This is a genomic window from Flavobacterium sp. CF136, assembly GCF_000282055.1.
Classification (GTDB): Bacteria; Bacteroidota; Bacteroidia; order Flavobacteriales; family Flavobacteriaceae; genus Flavobacterium.
In genome coordinates, this window is sequence record NZ_AKJZ01000010.1 from 75,547 (window position 1) to 101,786 (window position 26,240).

Consider the following 26,240-nt stretch of genomic DNA (forward strand, 5'->3'; position numbering starts at 1 on the left):
TTGTTATGTTGTTAAAATTTAAAATTATACGTAATACTTGGTACAGGTATTGAGAAAATAGATGTTTTATATCCCTTCACTTTTCCGCTTTGATCAGTAACAAAATAAATAGAATATGGATTATTTCTTCCTAAAACATTATAAACCGATATATTCCAAAAACTATGTGCAAGTTTTTTTATTTTGTGATTTCCTTCAATGTTGATTCCAATATCTAAACGAATATAGGCCGGTATCCTATAAGCATTTCGATCACTATATAATGTATAATCTGCATCTCCATAATGAAATGTTCCAATTGGGTACGTTATAGGTCTTCCGGTTTGGTATAAAAAGTTAGTCGATAAACTATAACGTCTTGTAAATTTATAATTCAAAATAGCACTCAAATCATGAGGTTTGTCAAAATTCGCAGGAAAAAAATTACCATTATTTACGATTTCTGAACTGAATTGACTGTTAAGTTTAATCATTGTACGAGAATAGGTATATCCAATCCAACCGTTTAATCTTCCTGTTGTTTTCTTTAATAAAAATTCAATCCCGTACGCTTTTCCTTCACCTTGTAATAATTCAGTTTCAACATTCTCGTTTAATACGATTTGTGCCCCAACTTTATAATCAAGAATGTTTTTAGACTTTTTGTAATATCCTTCTAAACTAACTTCATATTCCTCATCCTTTAAAGTTTTGAAAAGACCTAATGAAACCTGTTGTGCTGTTTGAGGAGCTACGTTTGTATCAGATAATTTCCAGGTATCTGTTGGTGATTGTGTTGTATTACTTGATAAAAGATGAATGTATTGTCTCGTCATATCATAACCGGCTTTTATCGAAAAATCTTCGGTAATAAAATAACGTGCCGCCAAACGAGGCTCAAGTCCACCATAGGTTTTTATAACTTCATTTTTCTTATAATGTTCTGTTCCTGTTATAGTTTCGTCGCTAAGTGGCAAACCATCTTGGTAAGTATTTACATTGGCCTCTCCCAAAGCTGCGTAATAAGAATATCTTAAGCCTAAATCAATCAGTAATTTATCGCTAAATTTAAAACTGTCTGCTAAATAAACAGCTGATTCCAAAGCTCTTTCTTTTTCAATATCTCTCGAAATTAAGGTAGCATCAGGATTTTTAGGATGTTGATATCCTGGGGAAATATTGTATAATTTACTGGCAATACCGTACGATAAAGTATGTTTTGGAGTAAGTAAATAATTGAATTTTAACTGCAATTGTGATTCGTTTATTTTGTAACCAAAATCAAAAGCATTAATATCATCTGCATCATAATCAATATTAAACTTATATTCACTATTTGTAAAAATCAAGGAAGCTTTGCTTTTTTTGTTAAAAGTATGATCCCATTTTAAAGATGCAAGTCTATTGCTGTATTTGTAAATAGAGTCTGAACTTAAACTAAAACGGTCATGACTATAATAGGCAGTTGCCTCAATATTATTATTGCTATTAATTGCATTGTTGTATTTAAGGATTCCATCATAAAAACCAGCTTGACTATTTTTTAGGTTTTCATCATCCAAAGATTTTAAAATCCAATCAGAGTATGTTGCACGTCCACCAAAAATAATACTCGATTTGTTTTTTTGGATTGGTAAACTAAGTGTAAGATTTGATGTAATTGGCCCTATAGCTCCTTCACCCGAAAATTTTTCCGGATTCCCATTTTTTGTTGTAATATCAAAAACAGAAGATAATCTTCCTCCAAAATCGGCAGGAATACTCCCTTTGTAGATATCAGCTTTTTTTGCTGTATAAGGATTTATAGCAGAGAAAAAGCCTAAAAAATGCTGAGGATTATAAAGTACAGCATTGTCTAAAAGAATCAGGTTCTGATCATCTTTTCCACCTCTAACATTAAATCCAGCCGATCCTTCACCGGTAGTTTTAATACCGGGAAAAGTAGTTGCAACTTTTAAAATGTCTCTTTCACCAAGAATTAACGGTACATTTTTTATTCCTTCAATGTCAATTGATACTAAACCTGAAACCGTAGTTTCGGTTTGTTTTTTTCCTTTCTTATTAATTACGACTTCATCTAACTGATTTGATTTGTCATTTACATTAACATCAAAAGTACCATCGTCATAAACCATTAAAGTTTTTGTTACTTCTTTATGGCTTAGCGATTTTATTTCGATAACATTTATTCCGCGAGGAAGTTGTAAGGTATAATTTCCATAAGAATCACTAGAAGTACTAATGTTTTTGTTTTTTACTTTAATATAGATATTAGCTTCAGGTTTTCCTGTTTCGGCATTTTTTACAGATCCTGAAATGGTGAAATTTTTCTTCGTTAAGTTTTTATTTTCTTTGCCAATAAAAATTATAGAAGTTTTTTTTGTAACGCTGTAACTGTTTAATGAATCATACTGTTGATAAAAAATAGGATTATCAGTAGAATTGGCTTCATTATTTATTGTTTCTATTGGAGCATCAGGAAAATAATTAGCTGGCAGATCATCGTGAATTGTACTGTTTAATGTCAGTATCACTTTGCTTTTCAGGATAATAAAATTTAAATCAGTTTTGCTTAAAATTTTATCCAATAACTCATCAATTTTAATATCAGTATAAGTTCCAGTGATCAAATCTTTATTTGAGCCAACCCAAGTCGGATCAAAATAGAATTTATAAGAAGTTGAGGCTTCGATTGCCTTTAGGGCACTTTCTAAAGTGTCATCTTTAAATGTAATTGATATTTTCTCATTCGAGTTTTGAGCCGATAATTGAAATGAGAATAAAATAACTAAAGCAAGTATAAATTTTTTCATTTGTTTTATTTGGTTTGAACTGAAAGAGAATTGTTAATGTATTTCATCAAATTTCCCATAAATTGATTTTCGTCAGATTTCTTAAGTTCTCTATTCATTAAATAAAACCCATTGATTTGTTTTTTTTGTTCCGGAAACAGTTTAATAATGTTGTTTTTATTTTTGACTGGATATATTTTATTTTTTAGATTCAGATAAAATGAAGTATTCTCTTTAAATGTATAAAATAACATCCCCTCAGTAACAACTTTTTGTTGGTCTTTATGATGTTTAATATAAAATATAAAATCAGGGGCGATTTTATTTTCTTCGTAATAACCAGGTGTAAATTCGGGAACAGTAGGATCTTTTTTGTCGATGTTAACGAAATTTTTGTCTTTAATAGAAAAAGATTCCACTTTAGCAGTAATAACATTGATTCCAATATTTTCTGATTCACCAAAAGGATTCAAAACTAAAATGTCTCTGTAAATGTCATATTTCAGTTTTACATTATAATAAGATTGTCCTTCATAGGTAATATTTCCTAATTCATATTGATCAATATAATACAAATGATTGCCTTCAACAGTTCTGTAAGGATTAGTATGTGGTATGCCATTAACAATATCTAAATTTTTTCTCCCTATTGTTTTATCAAACCAATTATAGGTAGTAATGTCATTATTGGTTTGGCTGTGAATTGAGTAAATGCTTAAGAATAATCCAAATAAAACAAGTAATGTAGATTTTTTTTGATAATTTTTCAAAGATTTATGGTTTTAATAGTTGTTTTGGCTGTTTCAAAAGTATTAAAAAAATGTTATAAATTTTGTGTATTTCTGTTAAATTGTAATAAAACGATTTGTTTTTTTAAACGAAAAACCCCAATTCATAAATTTGAATTGGGGTTTTCTATAAATAAACCTTTAGTAAACTAAGATCTGATTACTCTTTTTTCTCCTCACGTGGAGGTCTTGGAAGAAGTGCTTTTCTTGATACTTTTTCTTTTCTGGTTTTTGGATCAAGACCAAGATATTTAACTTGAAAAACATCACCCATATTAACTACATCTGTAACATTTTCAGTACGTTCCCAAGCTAGCTCAGATACGTGAAGCAATACTTCATTTCCTGGTGCAGCCGTATATTCTACTACAGCTCCAAAATCAAGCATTTTAATTACTTTAACTTCGTAAGCTTCTCCCATTTGAGGTTTGAAAGTAATAGATTGGATTTTTGCCAATACCGCTTCAATTCCCGCAGGATCTGTACCTAAGATTTCAATAACACCTTGTTCATCAACTTCATTGATAACAATAGTAGTTCCGGTAGCTTTTTGTAATTCCTGAATTACTTTTCCACCAGGTCCAATTAATGCTCCAATAAAGTTTCCAGGAATAGTTCTGGTAATAATTTTTGGCGCATGTGCTTTTACGTCAGCTCTTGGTGCAGCAATAGTTTCAGTTAATTTTCCTAAAATATGTAAACGTCCTTCACGCGCCTGCCCTAAAGCCTGCTCCATAATATCATAACGTAAACCATCAATTTTAATGTCCATTTGACAAGCAGTAATACCGTCAGCAGTTCCTGTTACTTTAAAGTCCATATCCCCTAAATGATCTTCATCACCTAAAATATCAGACAATACAGCAAATTTCTCGCCATCAGTAATTAATCCCATAGCAATTCCGGAAACCGGTTTTACCATTTGAACCCCAGCATCCATCAAAGCCATTGTTCCGGCACAAACAGTTGCCATAGAAGAAGAACCATTAGATTCTAAAACTTCAGAAACAATACGGATAGTATAAGGACAATCAACAGGAATCATATTTTTCAAAGCTCTTTGAGCTAAGTTACCGTGACCAACTTCTCTTCTTGAAGTTCCTCTTAGAGGTTTTGCTTCACCAGTTGAGAAAGGAGGGAAGTTATAGTGTAAGTAGAATTTCTCTTCACCTTGTTCAGATGGAGAATCAATTTGGTTAGCTTCTCTGGAAGTTCCTAGAGTAACTGTTGCTAAAGCCTGAGTTTCTCCACGAGTAAATAAAGAAGAACCATGAACTCTTGGTAAATAATCAACTTCACACCAGATTGGTCTGATATCTGTAGTTTTTCTGCCATCTAAACGAACGCCTAATTCTAATACTACGTTACGAACAGCTTCTTTGTTTGTTTTGTAGAAATATTTAGAAACTAAATCTCCATCAGCAGCTAATTCTTCTTCAGTAAATAAAGCTTTAACTTCTTCTTTAACTTCAGCAAATGCTGCAGTTCTTTCATGTTTAGCTGAACCGACTTTTGCAATAGCATATATTTTATCGTATGCAGCAGCTTTTACTTTTTTGTAGATTTCTTCGTTTTCTTTCTCACCTTCGTAAGTACGAATTTCTTTTTTACCAAAAGCGGCCTGTAAACGTAGTTGTGCCTGAATCTGAACTTTAATAGCTTCGTGAGCAAATTTGATGGCCTCAACCATTTCTGCTTCTGAAATTTCTTTCATCTCACCTTCAACCATTGCCACAGAATCCATAGAAGCACCAATCATCATATCGATATCAGATTTTGCTAAGTCTTCTCTGCTTGGGTTGATTACAAATTTCCCGTCAACACGTGCAACACGTACTTCAGAAATTAAGTTATAAAACGGAATGTCTGAAACTGCTAATGCTGCTGATGCAGCTAAACCAGCTAATGCATCCGGCATAACTTCTTCGTCATGAGACATTAACTGAATCATAACTTGTGTTTCAGCATGATAATCGTCTGGGAAAAGCGGACGTAAAACACGGTCTACCAATCTCATTGTTAATACTTCGCTATCACTTGGACGAGCTTCTCTTTTGAAAAAACCACCTGGAAAACGACCAGCGGCTGCAAATTTTTCGCGGTAATCTACTGTTAATGGTAAAAAGTCTACCGCTGGGTTGGCGCTACGTGCTGAAACTGCAGTTGCAAGTATCATCGTGTCGCCCATTCTTACTACTACAGAACCATCAGCTTGTTTGGCTAAACGTCCTGTCTCGATTGTGATGCTTCTGCCATCACCTAAATCGATTTTTTCTACAAATAATTGTGGAATCATAAATTTTTTCCTTATTGGTTATAAATGGGTTTTAGTTGTGTTGTAGTTGTTGTGTGTAGTTGTTGTTTCTAAAACCCAATGAAAAACCAAACTTTTTTTAGTGTAAAATGCTTGTAATGTAAAAACAAAAAGAGGCACTCTCGCACCTCTTTTTTATATTGATTATTTTCTGATATTCAATACTTTGATAATCTCACGATATCTGTTGATCTCTTTCTTTTTCAAGTAATCCAACAAAGCTCTTCTTTTACCTACTAATAGTACCAGTGAACGCTCAGTGTTGTAATCGTGACGATTTTTTTTCAAGTGCTCAGTTAAGTGTGAAATTCTGTAAGTGAACAATGCAATCTGACCTTCTGCGCTTCCAGTGTTTGTTGCTCCACCGTGTTGAGCGAAAATCTCTTCTTTCTTTTCTTTAGTTAAATACATTCCAATATTATTTAATGATTTTTATGTATGTCATACAACTTTTGTAAGACGGGTGCAAAAATACATCTTTTTTTCGAAAAAATAAATTTAAAGATTGAAAAATTTAAAGATTAAACAATTTTAGATAAAATTAATCCTTTTTTGTTGATTTTAAGGGTGTTTGATTTTTAAAAACACCTATTTGTAGTGGTTTTTAAGATTAATTTCAAACGACAATTTATTTTAATTTCTGAACTTTTTTGCCAGTTTGTTTTTCATTTAAAGAAGAATAGGACAATTTTACGTTGTTTTCGTCTATGCTTTCTCCCGTAATTAAAATTCCCCGATCATAATTATCTGTAAATGAAATTTTACGTGCAGTATCATTTCCCTGCCAGATACCTTGTTTTAAACCGTTTTTAAGAAATCCTTTTTGTGTTATAAATTTATCTGTTTCTTCATATTCTCCGTTTCCATCAGTTACGATTTGATTTTTATTTTCATCCCAAAAATTAAGAATTAAAGTTTGAGAAGTTTTCGTTTTTTGATTCCAGATATTCTGTTTCTCAGACTTTTTACTTTGGTTTTCATACCAATTAATTTCTTTGCCTGATTTATGATCTTCTGAATAATTTACAACAGATTCCTTTGATCCGTTTTTGTAATAATAAATAAATTCGCCATCCTTTTTTAAAATATCTTTATCTAAAGTGCAGCCCGTCATTTTCTTTCTTCCGTTTTTGTAAAAATCGGTTACAACGTAGCGTTCGCTTTTTTGAGAATAATTACTAATTACTCTGGTATAAACATAATTTTCGGGTGTAGCTTCACGATTTAATGAGTCAAGAAAAATTTTCTTTGAAACAATATTAATTTGCCCAAATAGACTGACTGAACTTACAAGAAGAAATATGATGAATATATTTTTTTTCATTCAGATCTATTTTTTATACATTAAAAATAGGTCTTCTGGAATAACTTAGCAACTTCTTGATTAACAAACTCCAAAAATCGCTCGTCAGCTTCCGTGAAAGGATCTATAACGTGACTGTCAATATCAATCTGACCAATGTTTTTTCCGTTAACAAATAAAGGAACTACGATTTCAGATTTTACTGTAAAGCTGCATGCGATGTAATTGTCTTGAGCAGCAACATCCGGAACTACAAAATTTGCATTACTTTCTGCAACCTGGCCACAAATGCCTTTTCCAAAAGGAATTACGGTATGGTCTGTTTCAGCACCTACGTATGGACCTAAATGTAAAGTTTTGTTCTCATGATTGGCAAAATAAAAACCTACCCAATTATAATATTCTACGTTTTCGTTTAATAATTGGCAAATAGCTAGTAGTTTTTCATCTCTGTTGCTATTTGTATCAGCTACAATAGTGCTTATTTTTGGTTGTAATTCCTGAAAAGTCATAATATGAAAATTTTATACAAAAGTATTTAAAGCTGAACTCAAAAAATACATAAATTTGAAAAAAAAATCTCTTGAAAAAATATTTAGTACAATTTAAGCCATTCCTTATTTTTATAGGTACTTTTTTTGCCGCTTATATCTTGCTTACAGTAGTTTATAAGCTCTATTTGAACAGTTTTTCGACGAATGATATTGATGGAATAACAAATGTTGTTGGCCATAATGTTGGTTCCTTGATGCATTTGTTTAATTGTGATATCTTAATTCAGAAAAGTTTATCGGAGCCATATTTAGAGGTTTGGTATAATAAACATTTCATTTTAAAAATCGTAGAAGGCTGCAATGCTGTAAGTGTCATTATTTTATTTATTTCTTTTGTGATTGCTTTTTCAGGAAAATTTAAAACCACATTGCTTTTTATTTTGTCAGGAGTTCTTTTTATTTATGTTTTAAATGTGATTAGAATTGCTTTATTGACAGTTTTATTATTTCGTTATCCTGAAAAGGAACATATTTTACACGGAGTTCTTTTTCCTTTAATTATTTATGGACTGGTCTTTATTTTATGGGTTATATGGGTAAATAAATTTTCAAAATATGCTAAATAAAATCAGAGAGCATAAATTCAAAATTATAATTGCAATTTTTATTGTAATCTGCTTTGGAGCTGTGAGGGCTTTTGAAAAAGAGCTGTTTTATGACCCTTTTTTGATTTATTTTGATTCAGATTTTAAAAGTTTACCTTTTCCTGAGGTTGATTTTTTTAAACTTTTTGGAGGACTTTTATTTCGATATGCTTTAAATGGTATTTTATCAGTAACCCTTATCTACGCTTTGTTTAAGGATACTGAAATTATCAGGTTCACGGTATTTTTGTATCTGTTTTTTTTAGTGATACTTTTCGGGATGTTTTTTTTAATCCTTAAATGTTATCCTGATGGAAGCTGGCTTCTTTTTTATGTCCGAAGATTTATAATTCAGCCAGTATTTGTCTTGTTATTTATTCCGGCTTTTTATTATCAGCAACAAAATCAAAAAAAATAACGTTTTATTAGATATTTTTTGAAGCTTTTTTAGATAATTTTGCAGTATGAATTTAAAAAAATGCACCGGATTATTTTTAGCGTTCCTTTTGTTGGTTTCCAACATTGGATTTGCTTTTGATGTGCATTATTGTGGAGGAAAAATTGCATCAGTATCTTTAAATACAACAGCCTCAGCTTCTCCTGAAAAAAAATGTTGCGGTGTATCTGAAAAAAAAGCATCTTGTTGCAAAGACAAAGTAGTTCATTTTGAAAAAAAATCTGATGATGCTACTTTTAAAATATTCTTTTTTCAAATTGCTTTCCTTGCAGGAATTCAGCAATTCAAACCAATTACCTCACCTGCAATTTCAAATTTCAAGAGAAATCAAATCATTTCGTATTATTCTGATGCGAATGCGCCTCCTTTATTTAAGTTATATAATCAATATATTTTTTATTCCTGATTTTTAATGGTTAGAATCAAGTTGTAATTATGGCTTGTATATGCTGCTTGTTTATTCTTAGTAAGAATTTTCAAGAACAGTTTCTAATAACATTAAAATCTTTTTTATGCAAAAAAACATAGTGCTTTTTGTCCTGTTTTTGCTTTCTGTTTCTGTGTTTTCACAAGAAAATCTGGAGGAAGTGAAAATCACAAAAAAGCAAAAAGGAATTAAAAAATCCTATACGCTTACAGCTAACACGACTGTAATTACAAGTAAAGAATTACTAAAAGCGGCTTGTTGTAATCTGGCTGAAAGTTTTGAGACAAACCCATCCATTGATGTGAATTTTTCAGATGCTTTAACAGGAACAAAACAAATAAAAATGTTAGGGCTGACGAGTCCTTATTTAATGATTACCGAAGAGAATATTCCTTCGGTTCGCGGGGCTTCACAGGCTTACGGATTATCATTTACCCCCGGAACCTGGATCGAAAGTGTTCAGATAACCAAAGGGGCCGGAAGTGTTATTAATGGTTACGAAAGTATTTCAGGCCAAATAAACACAGAACTTTTAAAGCCTTTAAGCGATATTCCATTTTTTTTGAACGCCTACGGATCCACTGATTCCCGTTTTGAATTGAATACACATTTCAACAAAAAAATATCTGATAAATGGGCAACGAGCCTGTTTCTTCATGGAAATACCCGTGTTGCAAAGAATGATATGAATAATGACGGGTTTTTGGATAATCCATTAGGCAAACAAATCAACATTTTAAACAGGTATCAATATTATGATCCGGAAAGTGGCTTGGTGAGTTTTATCAATTTCAGATATATGAATGATAAAAAGCAAACCGGTGAAGTTGATTTTGATAAAGACAGAGACAAAGGCACAACTAATTATTGGGGTTCAGAAATCAATACAGAACGGTTTGATGTTTCGACAAAAATCGGGTATGTTTTTAAGGATATGCCATATCAGAGCATTGGTTTTCAGAATGCTTTTAATAGTCATAACCAGGAATCTTACTTTGGATTAAACCAATATAATATTAAGCAAAACAGTTATTATTCGAATTTAATTTTTAATTCGATTATCAATAATACGATGCATAAATTTACGACAGGATTAAATTTTACATATGATCAATATCAGGAATTTGTGAATGCAAATGATTATAACAGAATTGATAATTCTATTGGAGCATTTTTTGAATACACTTATGACAACACAGACAATTTTAGTCTAATATTAGGAGGAAGAGTTGATAATCATAACCGATTAGGTTTTTTTGTAACGCCACGCCTGCGCATGCGATATAATCCATGGAAAGATGGGGTACTTCGTTTTTCAGCAGGAAGAGGAAAACGTTCAGCTAATATTTTTGCAGAAAATCAGCAGCTATTCGCGAGTTCAAGAACTTTTTCGATTTTAGATAATAACGGAAAAATTTATGGTTTAAATCCTGAAATTGCATGGAACTACGGTTTGAGTTTTTCTCAGAAATTTAAACTTTTTAATAAAAATGCAGAAGCAGGTTTTGATTTCTATCGAACTGATTTTCAAAATCAGGCGATTGTTGATTTGATGCAAAGTCCTCAGGAAGTTTTGTTCTATAATTTAAAAGGGAATTCATTTGCAAATAGCTTACAGGTTGAGTTTAACTATGAGTTGATCCATAATCTGAATTTGCGAACAGCTTACAAATATTATGATATTCAGACTGATTATTTAAGAGGTACTTTTCAGCGTCCATTACAGGCCAAGCATCGTTTTTTAGGAAATCTTGAATATGAAACCAATTTGAATAATAACCGACAATGGAAATTTGATTATACTTTTAACTGGTCAGGAAAACAACAATTGCCATATACGGCTTCAAATTCTCCAGAAGATCAATTTTCTGATTTTTCGCCTTCATATGCTGTAATGAATGTTCAGGTTACACGAGTTTTTTCGCCTGTTTTTGAAGTCTATATTGGAGGAGAAAATATAGGTAATTATAAACAGCAAAAAGCTATTTTGGGTTCTGAAGACCCATTTGGCCCTAACTTTGATGCTTCAATAGCATACGCTCCAATTTTTGGGCAAATGTATTATGCAGGATTACGATTTAAAATAAAATAAAAAGACAATATCAATTTCAAAAATCAATTACAATAACAATAAATAATTAATAAAATGAAACATTTAATTTTAATTGCAATGATAACTTTTTTAGGATTTTCCGCTCAGGCTCAAAGTAAAAAAAATAAGAATTTAAAATATACTACAGAAGTAAACGGTAATTGTGAACAATGTAAAAAGCGAATTGAAAAAGCAGCTTATGGCGTTCCCGGTGTAAAAACAGCCAATTGGGATATTACTTCACATCAATTATCTGTAATTTTAAACGAAGAAAAATCATCACCGGCTGATTTAAATATGGCTATTGCCAAAGTTGGTCACGATACAAAAGAAGTCAAAGCGACTCAGGCAGATTATGATAATTTGCATACTTGTTGTAAATACGAAAGAGATTAATAATCTAAAGCCCAAGTTATCAAACCTGGGCTTTTTTAATAGTTAATTTATCTTTAAAATACCGTATTTTATTGTGGTTAAAGTAAATTATTGTTACTTTCACCAACTATAAATGTAACCCAACCATTTTATGAATAATTTTGATTGGTCTCAATTAATTAACCCTGAATTTTATATTACTTTAAGTATCGGAGGTTTTCAAATTGGTCTTTTTATTGTTTTGTTTATTGTTTTTGCTGAGACAGGACTTTTCGCAGGTTTTTTTCTACCGGGAGATAGTTTGCTTTTTTTGGCAGGAATTTACAGCCGTGACTTAATTCAGAATGTTTTTTATATTCCAAGTGATTTTTTAAATGTGCTTTTGCTTTCAATTGCTGTAGCAATAATGGGAGTCTTTGGTAATATGACAGGATATTGGTTTGGCGCAAAAAGTGGTTACTATTTGTTTAAAAAAGAAGATACTTTCTGGTTCAAGAAGAAATACCTTTTACAGTCGAAAGATTTTTTCGAAAAGTATGGAGGTAAAGCAATTATTTATGCAAGGTTTTTACCAATTTTCAGAACATTTGCTCCAATCATTGCAGGCATAGTTTCTATGGATAAAAAGAAATTCATGTTTTACAATATTTTGAGTTCCTTTTTATGGTCATTTGTATTGATTTTCTCCGGGCATTACTTATACGGCGTGTTTTTAAAACAAGGAATTGATTTGAAACAACATATTGAATATATTATTGTTATCATCGTAATCATTTCGACATTCCCTGTTTTATTAAAACTTTTAAAGAAAAGACCAATTGAAAAAATATAGTTTTTAATTTATTGAAAACTAAGAATTAATATTTCCGAAAAGATTAAAAATAGATTTGGTAAAACGTGTTGTAGTAGTATTGCTTTTTTCTTCTACAGTTTCATAATATGAAAAACCTAAAATAATTTTAATCCCGGGAGGAATACTGTTTAAGATATCCCTTTTCTGGTCGTCTAAAAGTAATTTTAAACCTGAAATTAGCTGTGCGTTACATTTTAAATAAGATATAATTAATAGGGTTGAAAAATTTAGAACTTCACGGGCTGTTTCACTTTTTATACCTACCTCATTCGAAATCATTTCGGTAATCCTGGCTTTTTTATTAGTGAAAATCTGTTCTAAAAATGAATTTCCTTCTAATTTGTAGTTTTCATCGACAGATAAAATTCGGGCAGAAGTAAAATCGATTTCTTTGTAAAATATCGAATTCTGGACAAGTTCAGTCATTTCTTCTAATGATTTTTCATCAAAATTATTGTAACATCCCATTAAAACAGTTCCTAATGAAACATCAATTGCTTTGATAAGTAAAGCATCATTTTCATAATAGAATTTGTTTAATTTAGAAATGACATTTGAAGAAATAAAGCGGCGTAGTTCAATTTGTAGATTTGGGGTCATAATTGTATTACTGGATTAATTAATATTCGCTGTAAATAATCGATTAAATGTGGTATTTTATCGTTTATCGGGATAAAAATATAAAATTTATTAACATATCCAAAAATAAAGTTAAATATTTTGGTTCGTGTTTTTTTGCAATTTAATGAGCAAAAAAATATATATTCAATAAATATAACTGCTTAGTACTCAAAAGAGAGCAGTAATGATTTAAAAAATATTTTTTACTTTGTGGTAAAGTTTTTAAAAAATAGGAAAAAGCTTAAATTTAGTTGAAGTAATTAAAACAAAAAACCTCTGTTTTGCCAAATTATATTCAGAAAAAGCCCTAAAAAAACAATGCAAAATAAGAAATTTATAAAACTCGATGCTAAAAAACCAAGCAATGATCCCGTTGCTGCTTTTATTGCTCTTTTGTGATTTTTCGAATCGTAAATTATTTCCCCAACAAAAGCACCAACAAAAGGTCCAATAATTACTCCAAACGGAATAGGAGCAAAAATACCAATAATTAAACCAATGTTAGTCCCCCAAACACCGTAAGAACTGCCACCAAAGTGTTTTGTTCCTTTTGCCGGGATGGTATAATCTAAAATCGTAATAACAATCGTAATTATAAAAGTAATACCTAAAACCCAGTAATTATTTTCAACTGCTTTTGTCAGATACAGTAATAATAAACCAACCCAACAACTGGATAAACCCGGTAAAACAGGTATGAAACTGCCAAAAATGCCAATAATCATGCATATAAAACCTAATAATACTAACAGTAAATCCATAATATTTTTTGTAAATTTGAAATTAGCGCTCTATTTAGAACAGCATTTATAAAAGTAATAAGAAAAAAGTTGTAATTTCTATAGCAAGAAAATTGATACCACTTTTTTGAATTAAAATAATGATTATAATGTTCTTTCCAAGGGAAAATAAATTTCACAGAAAAATCTGAAGATTTTTGAGATACTAAAATTTCCAAAAAATATATCGTATTTTTATACCATAATATTAGTTTAGTCAATCAACATCAAGATCTTGAAACAGTTTTTTCCTCTTTTAGCTTTTTTATTTTTTAATTCTTGTCAATATTTTGACAAGCAGGTTCCTTCTGAAAAAGTATTACTTCAAAAAGAATTAAAATCTATCAACTGGAATGAAGTTGATGAATACCCCTCTGTTGCAGATTGCGAAAAGGTCAGTGATAAAAAACAGCGTCAACAATGTTTTTTTGAGGTTATGTCGAAACTTATTCAGGAAAAATTAGATCTCGATACACTTTCTATCTTATATCCTGAGTTAGATACTATAGAAGTTAAAGTGACTGTGTTTCCAAACTCTACGATGAAATTCGAACCACTATTTCCTAAAGATTCTGTGGCTTACGATACCATAAAAATAGACAGTATCCTTCATGCTCGTTTAGTTGATTTCCCAAAAGTAAATCCTGCTATCAAACGCGGAATTCCGGTAAAAACACAATTTGTTCTGCCTGTAATCCTAAAAGAAAAAAGCGACAAATAGATTATCTTAAATTGCAATCAGTCTGTCTATGAGGAGCTATTTCCAGCTGTCCGCTATATCTTTTTATTTTTAAAGAAAAAATAAAAAGGATGCCGCTTCCATCTGGGCTAGGGCTTTGGTTTCACAAGAAAATTACACTTTAAAACGTCGTTCCTTCCATTCATAAGAACCAAATAAACTATACAAAGCCACCGTACTGCTAAAAAAAGGATACACCAGACTACTTAAAATAAAGTGTTTTATTCGGGTGTTTTTCAAAAATTGATTTGTAATATAAAGTAATATAAAATCAACGACAAACTTCAAAAAAGTGAATAAGGCTAAAAGCTGCCAGGACCAAATTCCAAAAAGAAAAAATATAAATCCAATCACAAAACACAAGTTTCCAAAGAAAACAATCAATCCTGACAACTTACCAAAATTGCTTTGATAGGAACTCGTTTTAGCAGCCCAGCGTACTCTTTGGTGAAATAATGATTTCCAATCCTGAGTTGGTTTTGTACTGACAATCGATTCTTTGGCTTTTAAATAATGAACTTCATTTGGGAATAAATTTGCCGCTTTTTGCAGTAAAAAAACATCATCACCGCTGGCAATTTTATTGTTTCCTTCAAAACCATTTAGCTTTTCGAACAATGTTTTCTTGTAAGCAAAATTAGCCCCGTTGCACATAAAAGCTTTTTTGATTCCGAAACTTCCTATCGTTGCGCCTTGCAGGCTAGTAAGATCTAATTGCTGAAAATGATGCAAAAATGAATTTTCACAATTATAAGTAACTGCGCCGGCAAGCATAGAAACCTGATTTTCCTGAATATAATTATCAAAAGTCAATAGCCAATTTTCAGGTACAATACAATCGGCATCTGTTGTAATAACCCAATTGGTTTTTACATATTTCATCGCAGTCGAAATAGCATCTTTTTTTGGAGAAGATGAAATTCGGATATTATCAATTATTGTAATCTGAAGTTTGAAATTTGAAACTTGAAATTTTTCAAGAGAATCATCATCAACCAAAACTACTTCAAACAAATCGATTGGGTAATTAAGCTTGGAAAAACTGATTAAAAGATTAGGTAAATTTTCTGCTTCATTTCTAAACGGAACTATAATCGTGAAGCTGGTTCGAGGTTCCAAACCCTTTTTTTTATATTTTTTTACTCTGGTAAAACCATAAACAAGCAGGCCGATTGTAATCACGTAAATTTTTAATATGATGAACAAAACCAGACTCATTTTGCAATTTTAGTTTTAAAATTCAACACATAATAACTTCCAAAAATCACCGGTAGAACAACATTTAAAAACCACATTAAGGTCGAGATAAAAACGACAATCCATTCGTTTACGCCTAAAATTCCGAAGAAATAAATGGCAACACTTCCCTTTACTGCAAAATCTAAAAATTGAAAAGTAGGTAATGAAGAAGCTAAAAAGTAAACTACCGAAATTGTAGCAATTAACGTAAAATAAGACAAATCAACATCAAAAGCCAGAAACAAAAAGTAATACTGATGTGAAAAAACCAAATAACGGCAAATGCCCAAAAGAATATTTTTTTGATGAATTGGCTTTGATATTTCATTAATCTTATGAAGTAGTTTCTCTATCGAATAACCTTTGATTTTTATTTTTTTAAAAAAGAAAGAAAATAGAAAAAAGAGAATAGATATTCCGATTATTGCTAAAACCCATTTCCAGTATCCGAGTATTAATAAGCCAATTGTTCCGAAGACAACCGTTAAAATCATTTGGATTCCATTGCAGATCAAATTTAAGAAAACTACTTTTTTGGCTTCTGATTTTGGGTAAAATAATGCTTTTCCTGCATACTCTCCCAAACCATTTGGTGTAAAAATTCCTGCTGTCAAAGCTGCCAGAACTTCTCTTGTTGCATCTGAAACTGAAATTTCATTAATAACTTTGGCAAGATTCTGCCATTTCAGGATTTCGAAATACCGATTTAGAACACTCAAAAGCAAAATGAATGAAATTCCTAAAACGGATTGGTTTTTACGAAATAAAGTAATGAATTTCTGCCAGTCGAGTTTTTCATTGTGTGCCAATTGATCATAAATAAAATAAAATGCGCCGCCAACAATCAAAAGTTTGACCAGAAGAACGAGGAATTGTTTAGCTTTGTGAGGAATTGAAATCATGCTGCAAAGTAAAGGAAACTATTGCAAAAAAGCTATTTCGCAAAGATTCACGAAGCAGTCACAAAGATAGTCAGCGAGATTAAAAAACTTTGTGAATCTCTGTGTGTAACTTGGTGATACTTTATGTAACTCAAATAAAAAATGACAAAAGAACGCATCATATTAGGGATTGACCCGGGAACAACAATCATGGGTTTTGGATTGATTAAAGTCACCAATAAAAAAATGGAATTTTTGCAGCTCAACGAACTGCAATTGTCAAAATATGACAATCATTACCAGAAACTTAAAATCATTTTTGAACGTACTATCGAATTAATCGAAACACATCATCCCGACGAAATTGCTATCGAAGCTCCCTTTTTTGGTAAAAACGTACAATCAATGCTGAAACTTGGACGCGCACAAGGCGTTGCCATGGCTGCAGGACTTTCGAGAGATATCCCGATTACGGAATACGAACCTAAAAAGATTAAAATGGCTATTACCGGAAACGGAAATGCCAGTAAAGAGCAGGTAGCCAAAATGTTGCAACAGCTTTTAGGCTTAAAAGAGTTACCTAAAAATCTCGATTCTACAGACGGTTTGGCGGCAGCCGTTTGTCACTTTTTTAATTCCGGAAAAATTGTGGCCGGTAAAAGTTATTCGGGTTGGGATGCTTTTGTGAAACAGAATGAAGATAAGGTTAGAAAATGAGATAATGTGTCAATTAGAAAATTTGATAATCCTTGAATTGATATTTTATGAAAAATATTCAATATTCTTTTAATTTTTTCATTCTCTGATTGACCAATTATGATAGTATCTAATTTTCTAATTGACACATTTTCTAATTAAAAAAAATGAGCGGTATCTACATTCATATTCCTTTTTGCAAGCAGGCTTGCCATTATTGTGACTTTCATTTTTCGACTTCGATGAAAAAGAAAGATGAGATGGTTTTGGCTTTAGCCAAAGAAATCCAGCTACGTAAAAATGAGTTCGCTAACGAAATTGTAGAAACCATTTATTTCGGAGGCGGAACTCCTTCTGTCCTGGAGAATTCGGAGTTGAAGTTTTTGATTGATACAGTTTATGAAAATTATAAAGTCTCTGAAAATCCGGAAATTACACTTGAAGCCAATCCTGATGATTTAACTGATTTGTCAGTTCGAGCGGAGTCGAGAACTATTTTTGAAAATTATCGTGAAATAGGAATCAACCGATTAAGCATCGGAATTCAGTCTTTTTTTGAAGAAGATTTAAAGATGATGAATCGCGCTCATAATTCGGCGGAAGCCATAAAATGTTTACAAGAAGCCATTAAATATTTTGATAATATTTCACTCGATTTAATTTACGGAATTCCCGGAATGAACGATGAAATGTGGAAACAAAATATTGAAACAGCCTTAAGTTTCGGGATTCCGCATATTTCAAGCTATGCCCTGACGGTTGAGCCTAAAACAGCTTTAAAAAAACTGATTGATACCGGAAAAATTGCTGAACCTCAAGACGAGGTGGCTTCGAATCATTTTATGATTTTAGTTGATACACTTCAAAAAAATGGTTTTATTCATTATGAATTATCCAATTTTGGTAAAGAGAATTATTTCTCCAAAAATAATTCTGCCTATTGGCTTGGCAAAAAATATATCGGAATTGGTCCTTCGGCACATAGTTACGATGGCGAAAAAAGAGGTTGGAATGTAGCAAATAATTCACTTTATCTAAAATCTATTCAAGATGATATTCTGCCAATAGAAACTGAAATATTATCTAAATCAGATCGTTATAACGAATATATTATGACGGGTTTACGAACTATTTGGGGTGTTTCTTTAGAAAGAATCGAAAATGAGTTTGGTTCTGAATATTTAGATTATCTGAATAAACAAGCACAGAAATTCTTAAATGACGAATTAGTTTATATTTCAGATAATATTTTAAGACCAACTGCAAAAGGAAAATTTTTGACTGATGGAATAGCAAGTGATTTGTTTTATCTAAATTTGGAATAGATTTTTACCACAAAGTATATTAAGGAAGAAAATTAAAACCAGAATTTGTGAAAGCTACGATTCAACATAAAAATCAAATATTCGAAATTGACTTATCAAAACCCATTGATATTTCGATTCCGTTAACGAATACTGATGAAAATCCGATTGCCTGGTATATTGAAAAACCAATTATTGAACCTGTAGTTTTTGGAGATTGGATCGGGAAAGTTTCTGAAGGGAAATCATCAACGAATTTTAATAATATTTTTTTCAATCCACACGGACACGGGACGCACACCGAATGTTTAGGACATATTACAAATGATTTTTACAGTATTAATCAATCTTTAAAACAGTTTTTCTTTTTGGCCAGATTGATTACTGTTGAACCTGAAACGATTGGAGAAGACTTGGTTATTACTAAAGATCAAATTCAAAAAGCAATGAGCATTTTGACTTCGCACAATGTGACAACTTCGGCTGGTATTATAGTCGAAGCTTTAATTATTAGAACGCTTCCGAATCAAAAAGAAAAGAAATCAAGAAAATATTCGAATACAAATCCACCTTATTTGTCTGAAGATGCTGCTATTTTTATCCGAGAAAGCGAAATAGAGCATTTATTAATCGATTTGCCAAGTGTTGATAAAGAACATGACGAAGGAAAATTATTGGCGCATAAGGCATTCTGGAATGTACAAGACACGCTTCATTTAAATCCTGATGCACGCCTAAATGCAACAATTACTGAAATGATTTTTGTTATCGACGAAGTTAAAGACGGTGATTATATTCTGAATTTACAAATTGCTTCGTTTGAGAATGACGCAAGTCCATCAAAACCTGTTTTATATAAAATATGATTACTGTTTCGACTGATAAAAGTAAACTTGATGTTCCGTTTATTCAAGATTTTTTAAAAGATATTTATTGGGCTGCGGGACGTACAATAGAAGAAGTGCAAAGAACAATTGATGCTTCAGTTTGCTTTGGAATTTATCTTGATGACAAGCAAATTGGCTTTGCACGAGTGATAACCGACTATGTGGTTTTTGGTTATGTTATGGATGTTTTTATTGCCGAAGAACATCGAGGAAAAGGTTATTCTTCTATTTTAATTGAAAATATGATGAATGAACCACAATTAAAAGAAATTAAAATCTGGAGATTGGCAACGACCGATGCTCATTTTTTATATAAGAAATTTGGATTTACAGTATTAAATCATCCTGAAAAAATGATGGAAAAAGTAGTGAAATGAAAACAGTTATCAAATTAGAAGAGTTAGGTTTATTTATTCTCGGGGTCTATTTATTCAGTCTGCTGAATTATCAATGGTGGTGGTTTCTGATCTTGATTTTAGCTCCGGACTTATCAATGTTTGGCTATATAATTAATACTAAAACCGGGGCATTTTTGTATAATTTATTTCATCATAGGGGAGTTGCCGTTTTGGTTTATATTTTAGGCTGTTATCTAAGGATTGAAATTGTTCAGTTAATTGGCATAATTTTATTTTCGCATGCTGCTATGGATCGTATTTTTGGCTATGGTTTAAAATATGAAACAGGTTTTAAATACACTCATCTTGGTGAAATTGGTAAAAAATAAGTTTTAATATACCTTGCCATTTATTTCTTTAATACTAATTTGAATATTTGAGAAATTGAATATTTGAGAAATTGAATAAAAAATAAATTTTAAATTATGAATTTAGAAACTTTTTATGAATATTGCCTTTCGAAAAAAGGAGTTACTGAACATTTTCCGTTTGATGAAGATACTTTAGTGTTTAAAGTTGGAGGAAAAATGTTTGCGTTATCTTCATTATTACAATGGGAAAAAAACGAACCTTCTGTTAATCTAAAGTGTGATCCCGAACGTGCTCAGGAATTAAGAGCCGAATATGAAGAGATAAAACCGGGATTTCATATGAGTAAGGTTCACTGGAATACAATAGCTTTAAACGGAAATTTACCAACAAGTTTTATAAAAGAATTGATCGATCATTCCTATGAATTGGTTTTCAAAAGTTTGACGAAGAAAATTCAGAATGAAATTATTGAATTAGAAAATTAGGCATTACATTTGTAGAGTAAGACAACAAACTTAGCAACTCAGTTACAGTGTAACTTAGCAACTTATAAAAACATGAAAGAACAATTTAAAAAATTTCTGAACGAGGAACAAGACCCAAAAGCTATTGAGAAAATCACTTCAAAACTCAATGATTTATTGATGAGAAATGAAGAAATTGGATATATTGCAGTTCAGAAAAAGCCAGCAATTACTGTTTTTCCGGATAGTATTATCTTAACAAACAAACGAATTATCATCTGTAAGCCTAAAAATCTTGGACTTTCTATGGATTTTACGGATTATACCTGGGATGATATTGCAGCCACTTTTGTAAAGGAAAATATCCTGGGTTCTGAATTTTCATTTAACACTAATACAGATTTGTCTATTTCCATAGATTACATTCCGAAAATTCAGGCAAGAAAAATATATACTTATGCAAAAGAGCAATTAGATTTGCTTAAAAATCCTGAAACCGGCACAATAGTTTCTGCTCCTGAGGTTGTAAACTCAATTGAGACAGAAAATGATTTTGATGATGTAGAAGAAATTGAAACAGAAGAAGTAACAAATTTTGCTGAAATATTGCCGGCAACAACTTCATATGAAACATTTGAACCAATCCAACAAACTCAAACTTTGACTGGTGAACGTAAATTAAGTGAGTTGTCGAAAGAAGAGCTTTTTGATAAATTGCAGAATTATAAAAAGTTACTAGATAACGGTTTGATTCTTCAAGGAGAATATGATACTTATAAAAAAGAAATTTTAAGTTATATGTAAAAAAAAATCCGAAGTTATCTTCGGATTTTTTTTTACATATTTTAAGCTACCATTCATTTACTTTATTAGCATCCATTTTTAAAAAGATAAATAATAAAATTGTAAACCCCCATAACCCTGAACCTCCGTAAGAAAAGAAGGGAAGAGGTACGCCGATTGTTGGAAAAATACCAATAACCATTGCGATATTAACAAAAAAGTGGATGAATAAAATTCCGGCAACACAATATCCATATACCCTGCTAAATTTTGTTTTTTGTCTTTCGGCTAAATAAATTATTCTTAAAAGCAATCCGACAAAAAGGGCAATAACAATAAATGATCCTGCAAAGCCCCATTCTTCACCAACAGTTGTAAAAATATAATCTGTATGTTGTTCCGGTACAAATCCTCCTTTTGTTTGTGTTCCTTCTAAAAAACCTTTTCCAATCCATCCACCGGAACCAACTGCAATTTCAGATTGGTTGGTGTTGTATCCGATACCTTTCATATCGACACTTTTTCCAAGCAAAATATTAAAACGGTCTCTGTGATGTTGTTTAAAAACATTTTCAAATACATAATTTACTGAAAAAACAAAAGCAGAAATTATGGCAAGCAGTATTCCGCTTAAAATAATGTTTCTATCTACAACACGCCCTTTAAAATGTATTATTATCAACACCAGCAATGCGATCAGAATTACTACATATGGTTCTAAAATAAGTGTTAAAACAAATAATAAAATAGTTATAAAACCTGTCCACACATACCAGGAAGGTAATCCTTCTCTGTACAGAACAATAATGAAAATACTATAAATTAAGGCACTTCCCGGGTCCGGTTGCGGTAAAATTAAAATTACAGGCAAAAATATTATTGCAAGCGCCTGAATTTGCCGGTTAACTTCCTTAAGGTTAATTTGTGTATCACTTAGATATTTAGCCAATGCTAATGATGTTGCGGCTTTTGCAAATTCTGAAGGTTGTAAAGTAAAGCTTCCGATAGCATACCAGCATCTTTGTCCGGCAATCGTTTTTCCGAAAAGAAATAAACCTGCCAGTGATAATAAAGAGACTCCGAAAATAATACTTGCATATTTTTCGTAGAATTTTCCATCTACAAATAAGACAATAAAAATTAATGGGATAGTACAGGCTATAAATATAAGCTGTTTTTCATAAGTTCCTTCTGTTGAGGATAAGGAAGAGGAATATATATTTAGCCAGCCCAGAATCACCAGAACACTGTAGATAATAACACTTATCCAATCAATATTTTTTTTTACACTTTGATTTTTCATTTGAAATAATCCTTGTTATGGTTTTTTTGTAGTGTCTATTGTTGTCTTCTTAATTTCTGTTTTTGGCGTAATGACTTTTGGGGTCACTATTTTAGCTTTCATAACAGAATCCTTTGGAGTAGATTCTATAAGACTAGCTTCGGTGAGACCTCCTAATTTGGCATATTCAGACGCCAGGCTCTTATTTAAAACCCTAACTTCTAAATCCGTTCTTGAAATTTTTCTTTTTAAATATTTTTCAATCATTAAACTGGCAATTGGTCCTGCAATTGTTGCTCCAAAACCACCGTTTTCAATCATAATAGCGATGGCTATTTTTGGATTGTCTTTTGGTGCAAAAGCCACAAAGATAGAGTGGTCTTTAAGTTGTGTTCTTTTTCCGTTAATTTTAGCGAAATTTTCTGCTGTACCTGTTTTTCCACAAATATCAATGCCTTCAACTTTAAGCGCATAAGCCGTTCCAAAATTATAAACATCAAATAAACCACTTATCATAGGTTTAAAATATTTTTTGTCAATTGTGGTTACGTGCTTTGTTGTAAACCGGGCATCAATTTTTTCGCCTTTAATTTTCTTGATGATATGAGGGGTATAATAATAACCTTCATTGGCAACAGCCGACATCATATTCGCAAGTTGAATTGGAGTCATAAGGACTTCTCCTTGACCAATGGCATTAGATATAATTGTTTTTCCGCTCCAACCCCAATCAGGATACATTTTTTTATAGGTTTTTGAATTTGGAATTTTCCCCCTTTTACCAATTGGTAAGTCATAGCCCATAAATTGTCCGAGTCCAAAACTTTTTATATGATTGCTCCAGACATCTACGGCATTAGGAGCACTTGGGTATTTACTAATAGTTCGTAAGTAAACATTCGAAAAATAGGCATTACATGATTTATAGATTCCAACGTGGAGATCACGAACGCCACCACCACAATGGCATCTTTGAAATCTGCCGGGAGCATACGCAAAACCATGATTACAAATAAAAGTAGTGCTTTCATCTACAACTCCTTCTTGTAGGCCTACAAGCCCCGTCATAATTTTAAAAGGGGAGCCTGGAGGATATTCTGCTAACAGTCCTCTGTCGTAAAGTGGTTTTGCAATAGAATCATGATATAAAAGCGTATAGTTTTTAGAACGCTGTCTTCCAACCAGAATAGCGGGATCATAAGATGGTGCAGTTACAAGTGCTAAAATCTCCCCTGTTTTTGGTTCAAGGGCTACAATTCCACCTCGTTTATTAATCATTAATTCTTCGCCATATTTTTGAAGTTCAGCATCAATAGTCAAATTAATGTCTTCTCCCTGTACAGCAATAGTGTCGTATTTTCCATCTTTATAAGAACCAATCTCACGATTGTATTTGTCTTTTTGAATGTATTTTACTCCTTTTATACCTCTTAGAACTTCCTCGTAGCTTTGTTCAACACCTTGTTTTCCAATTAAATCACCACTGTTGTAATAAGGGTTTTTGGCAATCAGACTTTCGTTTACCTGCGTTATAAATCCAAAAATATTTGCACCGTAATCTACTTCGTAATCACGAAGGGAACGTTTTTGGAAATAAAAACCCTCAAATTTTCTGATTTTTTCCTGGAAAGCAGCAAATTCAGTTTTGTTAAGCTGTGCTAAAAAAACAGATGGTAATCTCGGACTATAAACTTTTGCTTTAGCTATTCTTTTGTTGTATTCTTCTTTTGTAATATCTAATAATTCGCAAAATTCGGCAACATTCAAATCTTTTTTAATATCCCTGGGAATAACCATGATGTCATAAGAAGGCTGATTTGCGACAAGGAGCTTTCCGTATCTGTCAAAAATATATCCGCGCTCAGGATAATCGTATTTTATTTTGATGGCATTATTTTCTGATTTTAATTTGAAAGAATCATCAATAACCTGTAAATAAAATATCCTGATCACTAGCAAAGATGCTGCAATAATAATTAAAGTGGGCAGCAGGACTTTTCTCATCGTTTATTTGGCTTAATAAGATATATGATTATTATTGAAGTGAGTATTGTAAAAACAGAACTGAATAAAGTTCGGAGTAAAATATCCCAAATATATTTAAATTGGAAAGCTTCCAGAATAAATAAAACGATATGATGTAATAAAACTGAAACCAAAATAAATGAAAAGCGCTCGGGCGTTAGTGATTCGTTTAATTTGATTGTTTGGTATTCATAGCTTAATCCAAAAGAAAATTTAAAAATATAAGGTCTGTAATAGGCTAATAATACACAGGCTGCAGCGTGAACACCTCCTGAATTGCAAAACATATCCATAGTAAGGCCTAATAAAAAACTGGAAATTATTAAACCTGACCTGTTACTGTTTACAGGATATAAAATGATGTATAAAATATATGGGAAAGGGCTTATGTAACCTAAAAAATTCATATTATTAAAAATAACAATCTGAATTGTCAGGAACATAATAAATCGAAAAATATTGACTAACAATGCGCTATTCATTTTTTCTCCTTTTTTTCTAAATTAATAAGTTCTTCTCTGTCTTTACTTTTAATAATATATACATGTCCTAAATTGGTCATGTCGTTAAATAATTTAACATCTATAACATAAAAACTTGTTTTGTCCTGTGTATACATCTTCTCAACAGTCCCGATATTAATTCCTTCAGGAAAAATTTCAGATTGTCCACCAGTAACAATAGTATCGCCTTTTTTAATCGAAGCCAACCTTGGAACATCCACTAATTGAACAAATCCCGTGCTTTTTCCATTCCACGTTAATGACCCAAAGTGGTTTGATTTTTTGATCTTAGCATTGATATGCGATTCCATATTCAGAATACTTACCACTGTGGAATAATTAGCAGAAGTTTTATCTACAATACCAATAATACCTAAACTATTTATTACACCCATATCCTGTTTTACTCCTTCTTTTGCTCCGGAATTTAAAGTAATGTAGTTTTCGTGCGTATTGTATGTATTATGAATTACTTTTGAAACAATGATGTCAGCAGGTTTAACACCTTTAAGACTATCAATCATTGGTGCTTTGGTTGTGTCTTCTATACTAAATAAAAGACTTTTTAATCTTGCGTTTTCAAGTATCAGCTCGTCATTTTCGGTTCTCAAATTCAAATACTCATTAACGTTGTTGATTTTTTCATAAACACCGCCACTTATAAAGTTAGCAGAGCTTACAATTCTGCTTTTGTGGAAAGAGTGGGATTGGATTGTGAGTGCCAACGAAATACCTAAAAGCAGCAAAAACAGCAATCGATTACTGTTTCTTATAATGAAATTAAAAATTTGCTGCATTTCTTGTTCGGT

At 31.5% G+C, this 26,240-nt stretch carries 28 protein-coding genes; 14 read left to right on the top strand and 14 right to left on the bottom strand.

Features of this window, described 5'->3' with window-relative positions:
- Positions 1-11: 11 nt before the first annotated feature.
- From PMI10_RS03990 to PMI10_RS04015, 6 genes are all read right to left on the bottom strand, one after another.
- Positions 12-2,792, bottom strand: coding sequence for a TonB-dependent receptor (locus PMI10_RS03990; RefSeq protein ID WP_007804765.1), 2,781 nt, complete (start codon positions 2,790-2,792; stop codon positions 12-14).
- Positions 2,793-2,797: 5 nt separating this feature from the next.
- On the bottom strand, positions 2,798-3,541 hold the full coding sequence (locus PMI10_RS03995) for a hypothetical protein (protein ID WP_007804768.1): 744 nt from the start codon (positions 3,539-3,541) through the stop codon (positions 2,798-2,800).
- A 178-nt stretch (positions 3,542-3,719) separates the two neighbouring features.
- Positions 3,720-5,855 carry a polyribonucleotide nucleotidyltransferase gene (locus PMI10_RS04000; protein ID WP_007804770.1) on the bottom strand — a complete coding sequence of 712 codons (2,136 nt, stop codon included), beginning with the start codon at positions 5,853-5,855 and terminating at the stop codon, positions 3,720-3,722.
- 162 nt (positions 5,856-6,017) lie between these two features.
- Positions 6,018-6,284, bottom strand: a complete 267-nt coding sequence (rpsO, locus tag PMI10_RS04005) for a 30S ribosomal protein S15 (protein ID WP_007804772.1) — start codon at positions 6,282-6,284, stop codon at positions 6,018-6,020.
- A gap of 217 nt (positions 6,285-6,501) precedes the next feature.
- The gene (locus PMI10_RS04010; protein WP_007804774.1) at positions 6,502-7,197 is read right to left on the bottom strand and encodes a hypothetical protein; all 696 of its coding nucleotides are present in this window, start codon (positions 7,195-7,197) and stop codon (positions 6,502-6,504) included.
- Positions 7,198-7,217: 20 nt separating this feature from the next.
- Positions 7,218-7,688: a GAF domain-containing protein gene (locus tag PMI10_RS04015; protein ID WP_007804776.1), complete on the bottom strand. Its 471-nt coding sequence runs from the start codon at positions 7,686-7,688 to the stop codon at positions 7,218-7,220.
- A gap of 71 nt (positions 7,689-7,759) precedes the next feature.
- Here PMI10_RS04015 and xrtF point away from each other — a divergent pair, with 71 nt between their 5' ends.
- The 6 genes from xrtF (at position 7,760) to PMI10_RS04045 (ending at position 12,497) form a co-directional block, all read left to right on the top strand.
- On the top strand, positions 7,760-8,296 hold the full coding sequence (gene xrtF / locus PMI10_RS04020; RefSeq protein ID WP_007804778.1) for an exosortase family protein XrtF: 537 nt from the start codon (positions 7,760-7,762) through the stop codon (positions 8,294-8,296).
- Positions 8,286-8,732, top strand: coding sequence for an exosortase F system-associated membrane protein (locus PMI10_RS04025; protein ID WP_007804780.1), 447 nt, complete (start codon positions 8,286-8,288; stop codon positions 8,730-8,732). Before xrtF ends, PMI10_RS04025 begins: the two co-directional genes overlap by 11 nt.
- A 46-nt stretch (positions 8,733-8,778) precedes the next feature.
- On the top strand, positions 8,779-9,177 hold the full coding sequence (locus tag PMI10_RS04030) for an HYC_CC_PP family protein (RefSeq protein ID WP_007804782.1): 399 nt from the start codon (positions 8,779-8,781) through the stop codon (positions 9,175-9,177).
- A 106-nt stretch (positions 9,178-9,283) separates the two neighbouring features.
- On the top strand, positions 9,284-11,290 hold the full coding sequence (locus PMI10_RS04035; RefSeq protein WP_007804784.1) for a TonB-dependent receptor plug domain-containing protein: 2,007 nt from the start codon (positions 9,284-9,286) through the stop codon (positions 11,288-11,290).
- 54 nt (positions 11,291-11,344) lie between these two features.
- Positions 11,345-11,686 carry a heavy-metal-associated domain-containing protein gene (locus tag PMI10_RS04040; RefSeq protein WP_007804787.1) on the top strand — a complete coding sequence of 114 codons (342 nt, stop codon included), beginning with the start codon at positions 11,345-11,347 and terminating at the stop codon, positions 11,684-11,686.
- 130 nt (positions 11,687-11,816) lie between these two features.
- The gene (locus PMI10_RS04045; protein ID WP_007804789.1) at positions 11,817-12,497 is read left to right on the top strand and encodes a DedA family protein; all 681 of its coding nucleotides are present in this window, start codon (positions 11,817-11,819) and stop codon (positions 12,495-12,497) included.
- Between the two features lie 18 nt (positions 12,498-12,515).
- Here PMI10_RS04045 and PMI10_RS04050 read toward each other — a convergent pair whose 3' ends face one another.
- The gene (locus PMI10_RS04050) at positions 12,516-13,118 is read right to left on the bottom strand and encodes a DUF937 domain-containing protein (RefSeq protein WP_007804791.1); all 603 of its coding nucleotides are present in this window, start codon (positions 13,116-13,118) and stop codon (positions 12,516-12,518) included.
- 281 nt (positions 13,119-13,399) lie between these two features.
- On the bottom strand, positions 13,400-13,900 hold the full coding sequence (locus PMI10_RS04055) for a DUF456 domain-containing protein (RefSeq protein WP_007804793.1): 501 nt from the start codon (positions 13,898-13,900) through the stop codon (positions 13,400-13,402).
- 253 nt (positions 13,901-14,153) lie between these two features.
- Between PMI10_RS04055 and PMI10_RS04060 the strand changes: the two genes are divergently transcribed.
- Positions 14,154-14,639 carry a hypothetical protein gene (locus PMI10_RS04060; protein ID WP_007804795.1) on the top strand — a complete coding sequence of 162 codons (486 nt, stop codon included), beginning with the start codon at positions 14,154-14,156 and terminating at the stop codon, positions 14,637-14,639.
- 132 nt (positions 14,640-14,771) lie between these two features.
- On the opposite strand, the gene PMI10_RS04065 is transcribed toward PMI10_RS04060, so the two are convergent.
- Both PMI10_RS04065 and PMI10_RS04070 read right to left on the bottom strand, forming a co-directional pair.
- Complete coding sequence (locus PMI10_RS04065) at positions 14,772-15,875, bottom strand: glycosyltransferase family 2 protein (protein WP_007804797.1); 1,104 nt, start codon at positions 15,873-15,875, stop codon at positions 14,772-14,774.
- Positions 15,872-16,798, bottom strand: coding sequence for a hypothetical protein (locus PMI10_RS04070; RefSeq protein ID WP_007804799.1), 927 nt, complete (start codon positions 16,796-16,798; stop codon positions 15,872-15,874). Before PMI10_RS04070 ends, PMI10_RS04065 begins: the two co-directional genes overlap by 4 nt.
- A 141-nt stretch (positions 16,799-16,939) precedes the next feature.
- Between PMI10_RS04070 and ruvC the strand changes: the two genes are divergently transcribed.
- The 7 genes from ruvC (at position 16,940) to PMI10_RS04105 (ending at position 21,642) form a co-directional block, all read left to right on the top strand.
- Positions 16,940-17,494 carry a crossover junction endodeoxyribonuclease RuvC gene (ruvC, locus tag PMI10_RS04075; RefSeq protein WP_007804801.1) on the top strand — a complete coding sequence of 185 codons (555 nt, stop codon included), beginning with the start codon at positions 16,940-16,942 and terminating at the stop codon, positions 17,492-17,494.
- 146 nt (positions 17,495-17,640) lie between these two features.
- Positions 17,641-18,798 carry a radical SAM family heme chaperone HemW gene (gene hemW / locus PMI10_RS04080; protein ID WP_007804804.1) on the top strand — a complete coding sequence of 386 codons (1,158 nt, stop codon included), beginning with the start codon at positions 17,641-17,643 and terminating at the stop codon, positions 18,796-18,798.
- Positions 18,799-18,845: 47 nt separating this feature from the next.
- Positions 18,846-19,643 carry a cyclase family protein gene (locus tag PMI10_RS04085; protein WP_007804806.1) on the top strand — a complete coding sequence of 266 codons (798 nt, stop codon included), beginning with the start codon at positions 18,846-18,848 and terminating at the stop codon, positions 19,641-19,643.
- Positions 19,640-20,041 (top strand): GNAT family N-acetyltransferase, encoded by a 402-nt coding sequence (locus PMI10_RS04090; protein WP_007804807.1) that lies wholly within the window; start codon positions 19,640-19,642, stop codon positions 20,039-20,041. The genes PMI10_RS04085 and PMI10_RS04090 overlap by 4 nt, the downstream gene beginning before the upstream one ends.
- Positions 20,038-20,391 (top strand): DUF4260 domain-containing protein, encoded by a 354-nt coding sequence (locus PMI10_RS04095; RefSeq protein WP_007804809.1) that lies wholly within the window; start codon positions 20,038-20,040, stop codon positions 20,389-20,391. Before PMI10_RS04090 ends, PMI10_RS04095 begins: the two co-directional genes overlap by 4 nt.
- A 96-nt stretch (positions 20,392-20,487) precedes the next feature.
- Positions 20,488-20,859 (top strand): MmcQ/YjbR family DNA-binding protein, encoded by a 372-nt coding sequence (locus PMI10_RS04100; protein WP_007804810.1) that lies wholly within the window; start codon positions 20,488-20,490, stop codon positions 20,857-20,859.
- 72 nt (positions 20,860-20,931) lie between these two features.
- Positions 20,932-21,642, top strand: coding sequence for a PH domain-containing protein (locus PMI10_RS04105; RefSeq protein ID WP_007804812.1), 711 nt, complete (start codon positions 20,932-20,934; stop codon positions 21,640-21,642).
- A gap of 46 nt (positions 21,643-21,688) precedes the next feature.
- Here the strand turns inward: PMI10_RS04105 and rodA are convergent, their stop codons facing one another.
- From rodA to mreC, 4 genes are read right to left on the bottom strand one after another with little or no spacing between them, the layout of a single operon-like run.
- On the bottom strand, positions 21,689-22,924 hold the full coding sequence (rodA, locus tag PMI10_RS04110; RefSeq protein WP_007804814.1) for a rod shape-determining protein RodA: 1,236 nt from the start codon (positions 22,922-22,924) through the stop codon (positions 21,689-21,691).
- 15 nt (positions 22,925-22,939) lie between these two features.
- Positions 22,940-24,907 carry a penicillin-binding protein 2 gene (gene mrdA, locus PMI10_RS04115; protein ID WP_007804816.1) on the bottom strand — a complete coding sequence of 656 codons (1,968 nt, stop codon included), beginning with the start codon at positions 24,905-24,907 and terminating at the stop codon, positions 22,940-22,942.
- The gene (locus PMI10_RS04120; protein WP_007804818.1) at positions 24,904-25,410 is read right to left on the bottom strand and encodes a hypothetical protein; all 507 of its coding nucleotides are present in this window, start codon (positions 25,408-25,410) and stop codon (positions 24,904-24,906) included. Before PMI10_RS04120 ends, mrdA begins: the two co-directional genes overlap by 4 nt.
- Positions 25,407-26,228, bottom strand: coding sequence for a rod shape-determining protein MreC (gene mreC / locus PMI10_RS04125; protein WP_007804820.1), 822 nt, complete (start codon positions 26,226-26,228; stop codon positions 25,407-25,409). Before mreC ends, PMI10_RS04120 begins: the two co-directional genes overlap by 4 nt.
- Positions 26,229-26,240: the final 12 nt, after the last annotated feature.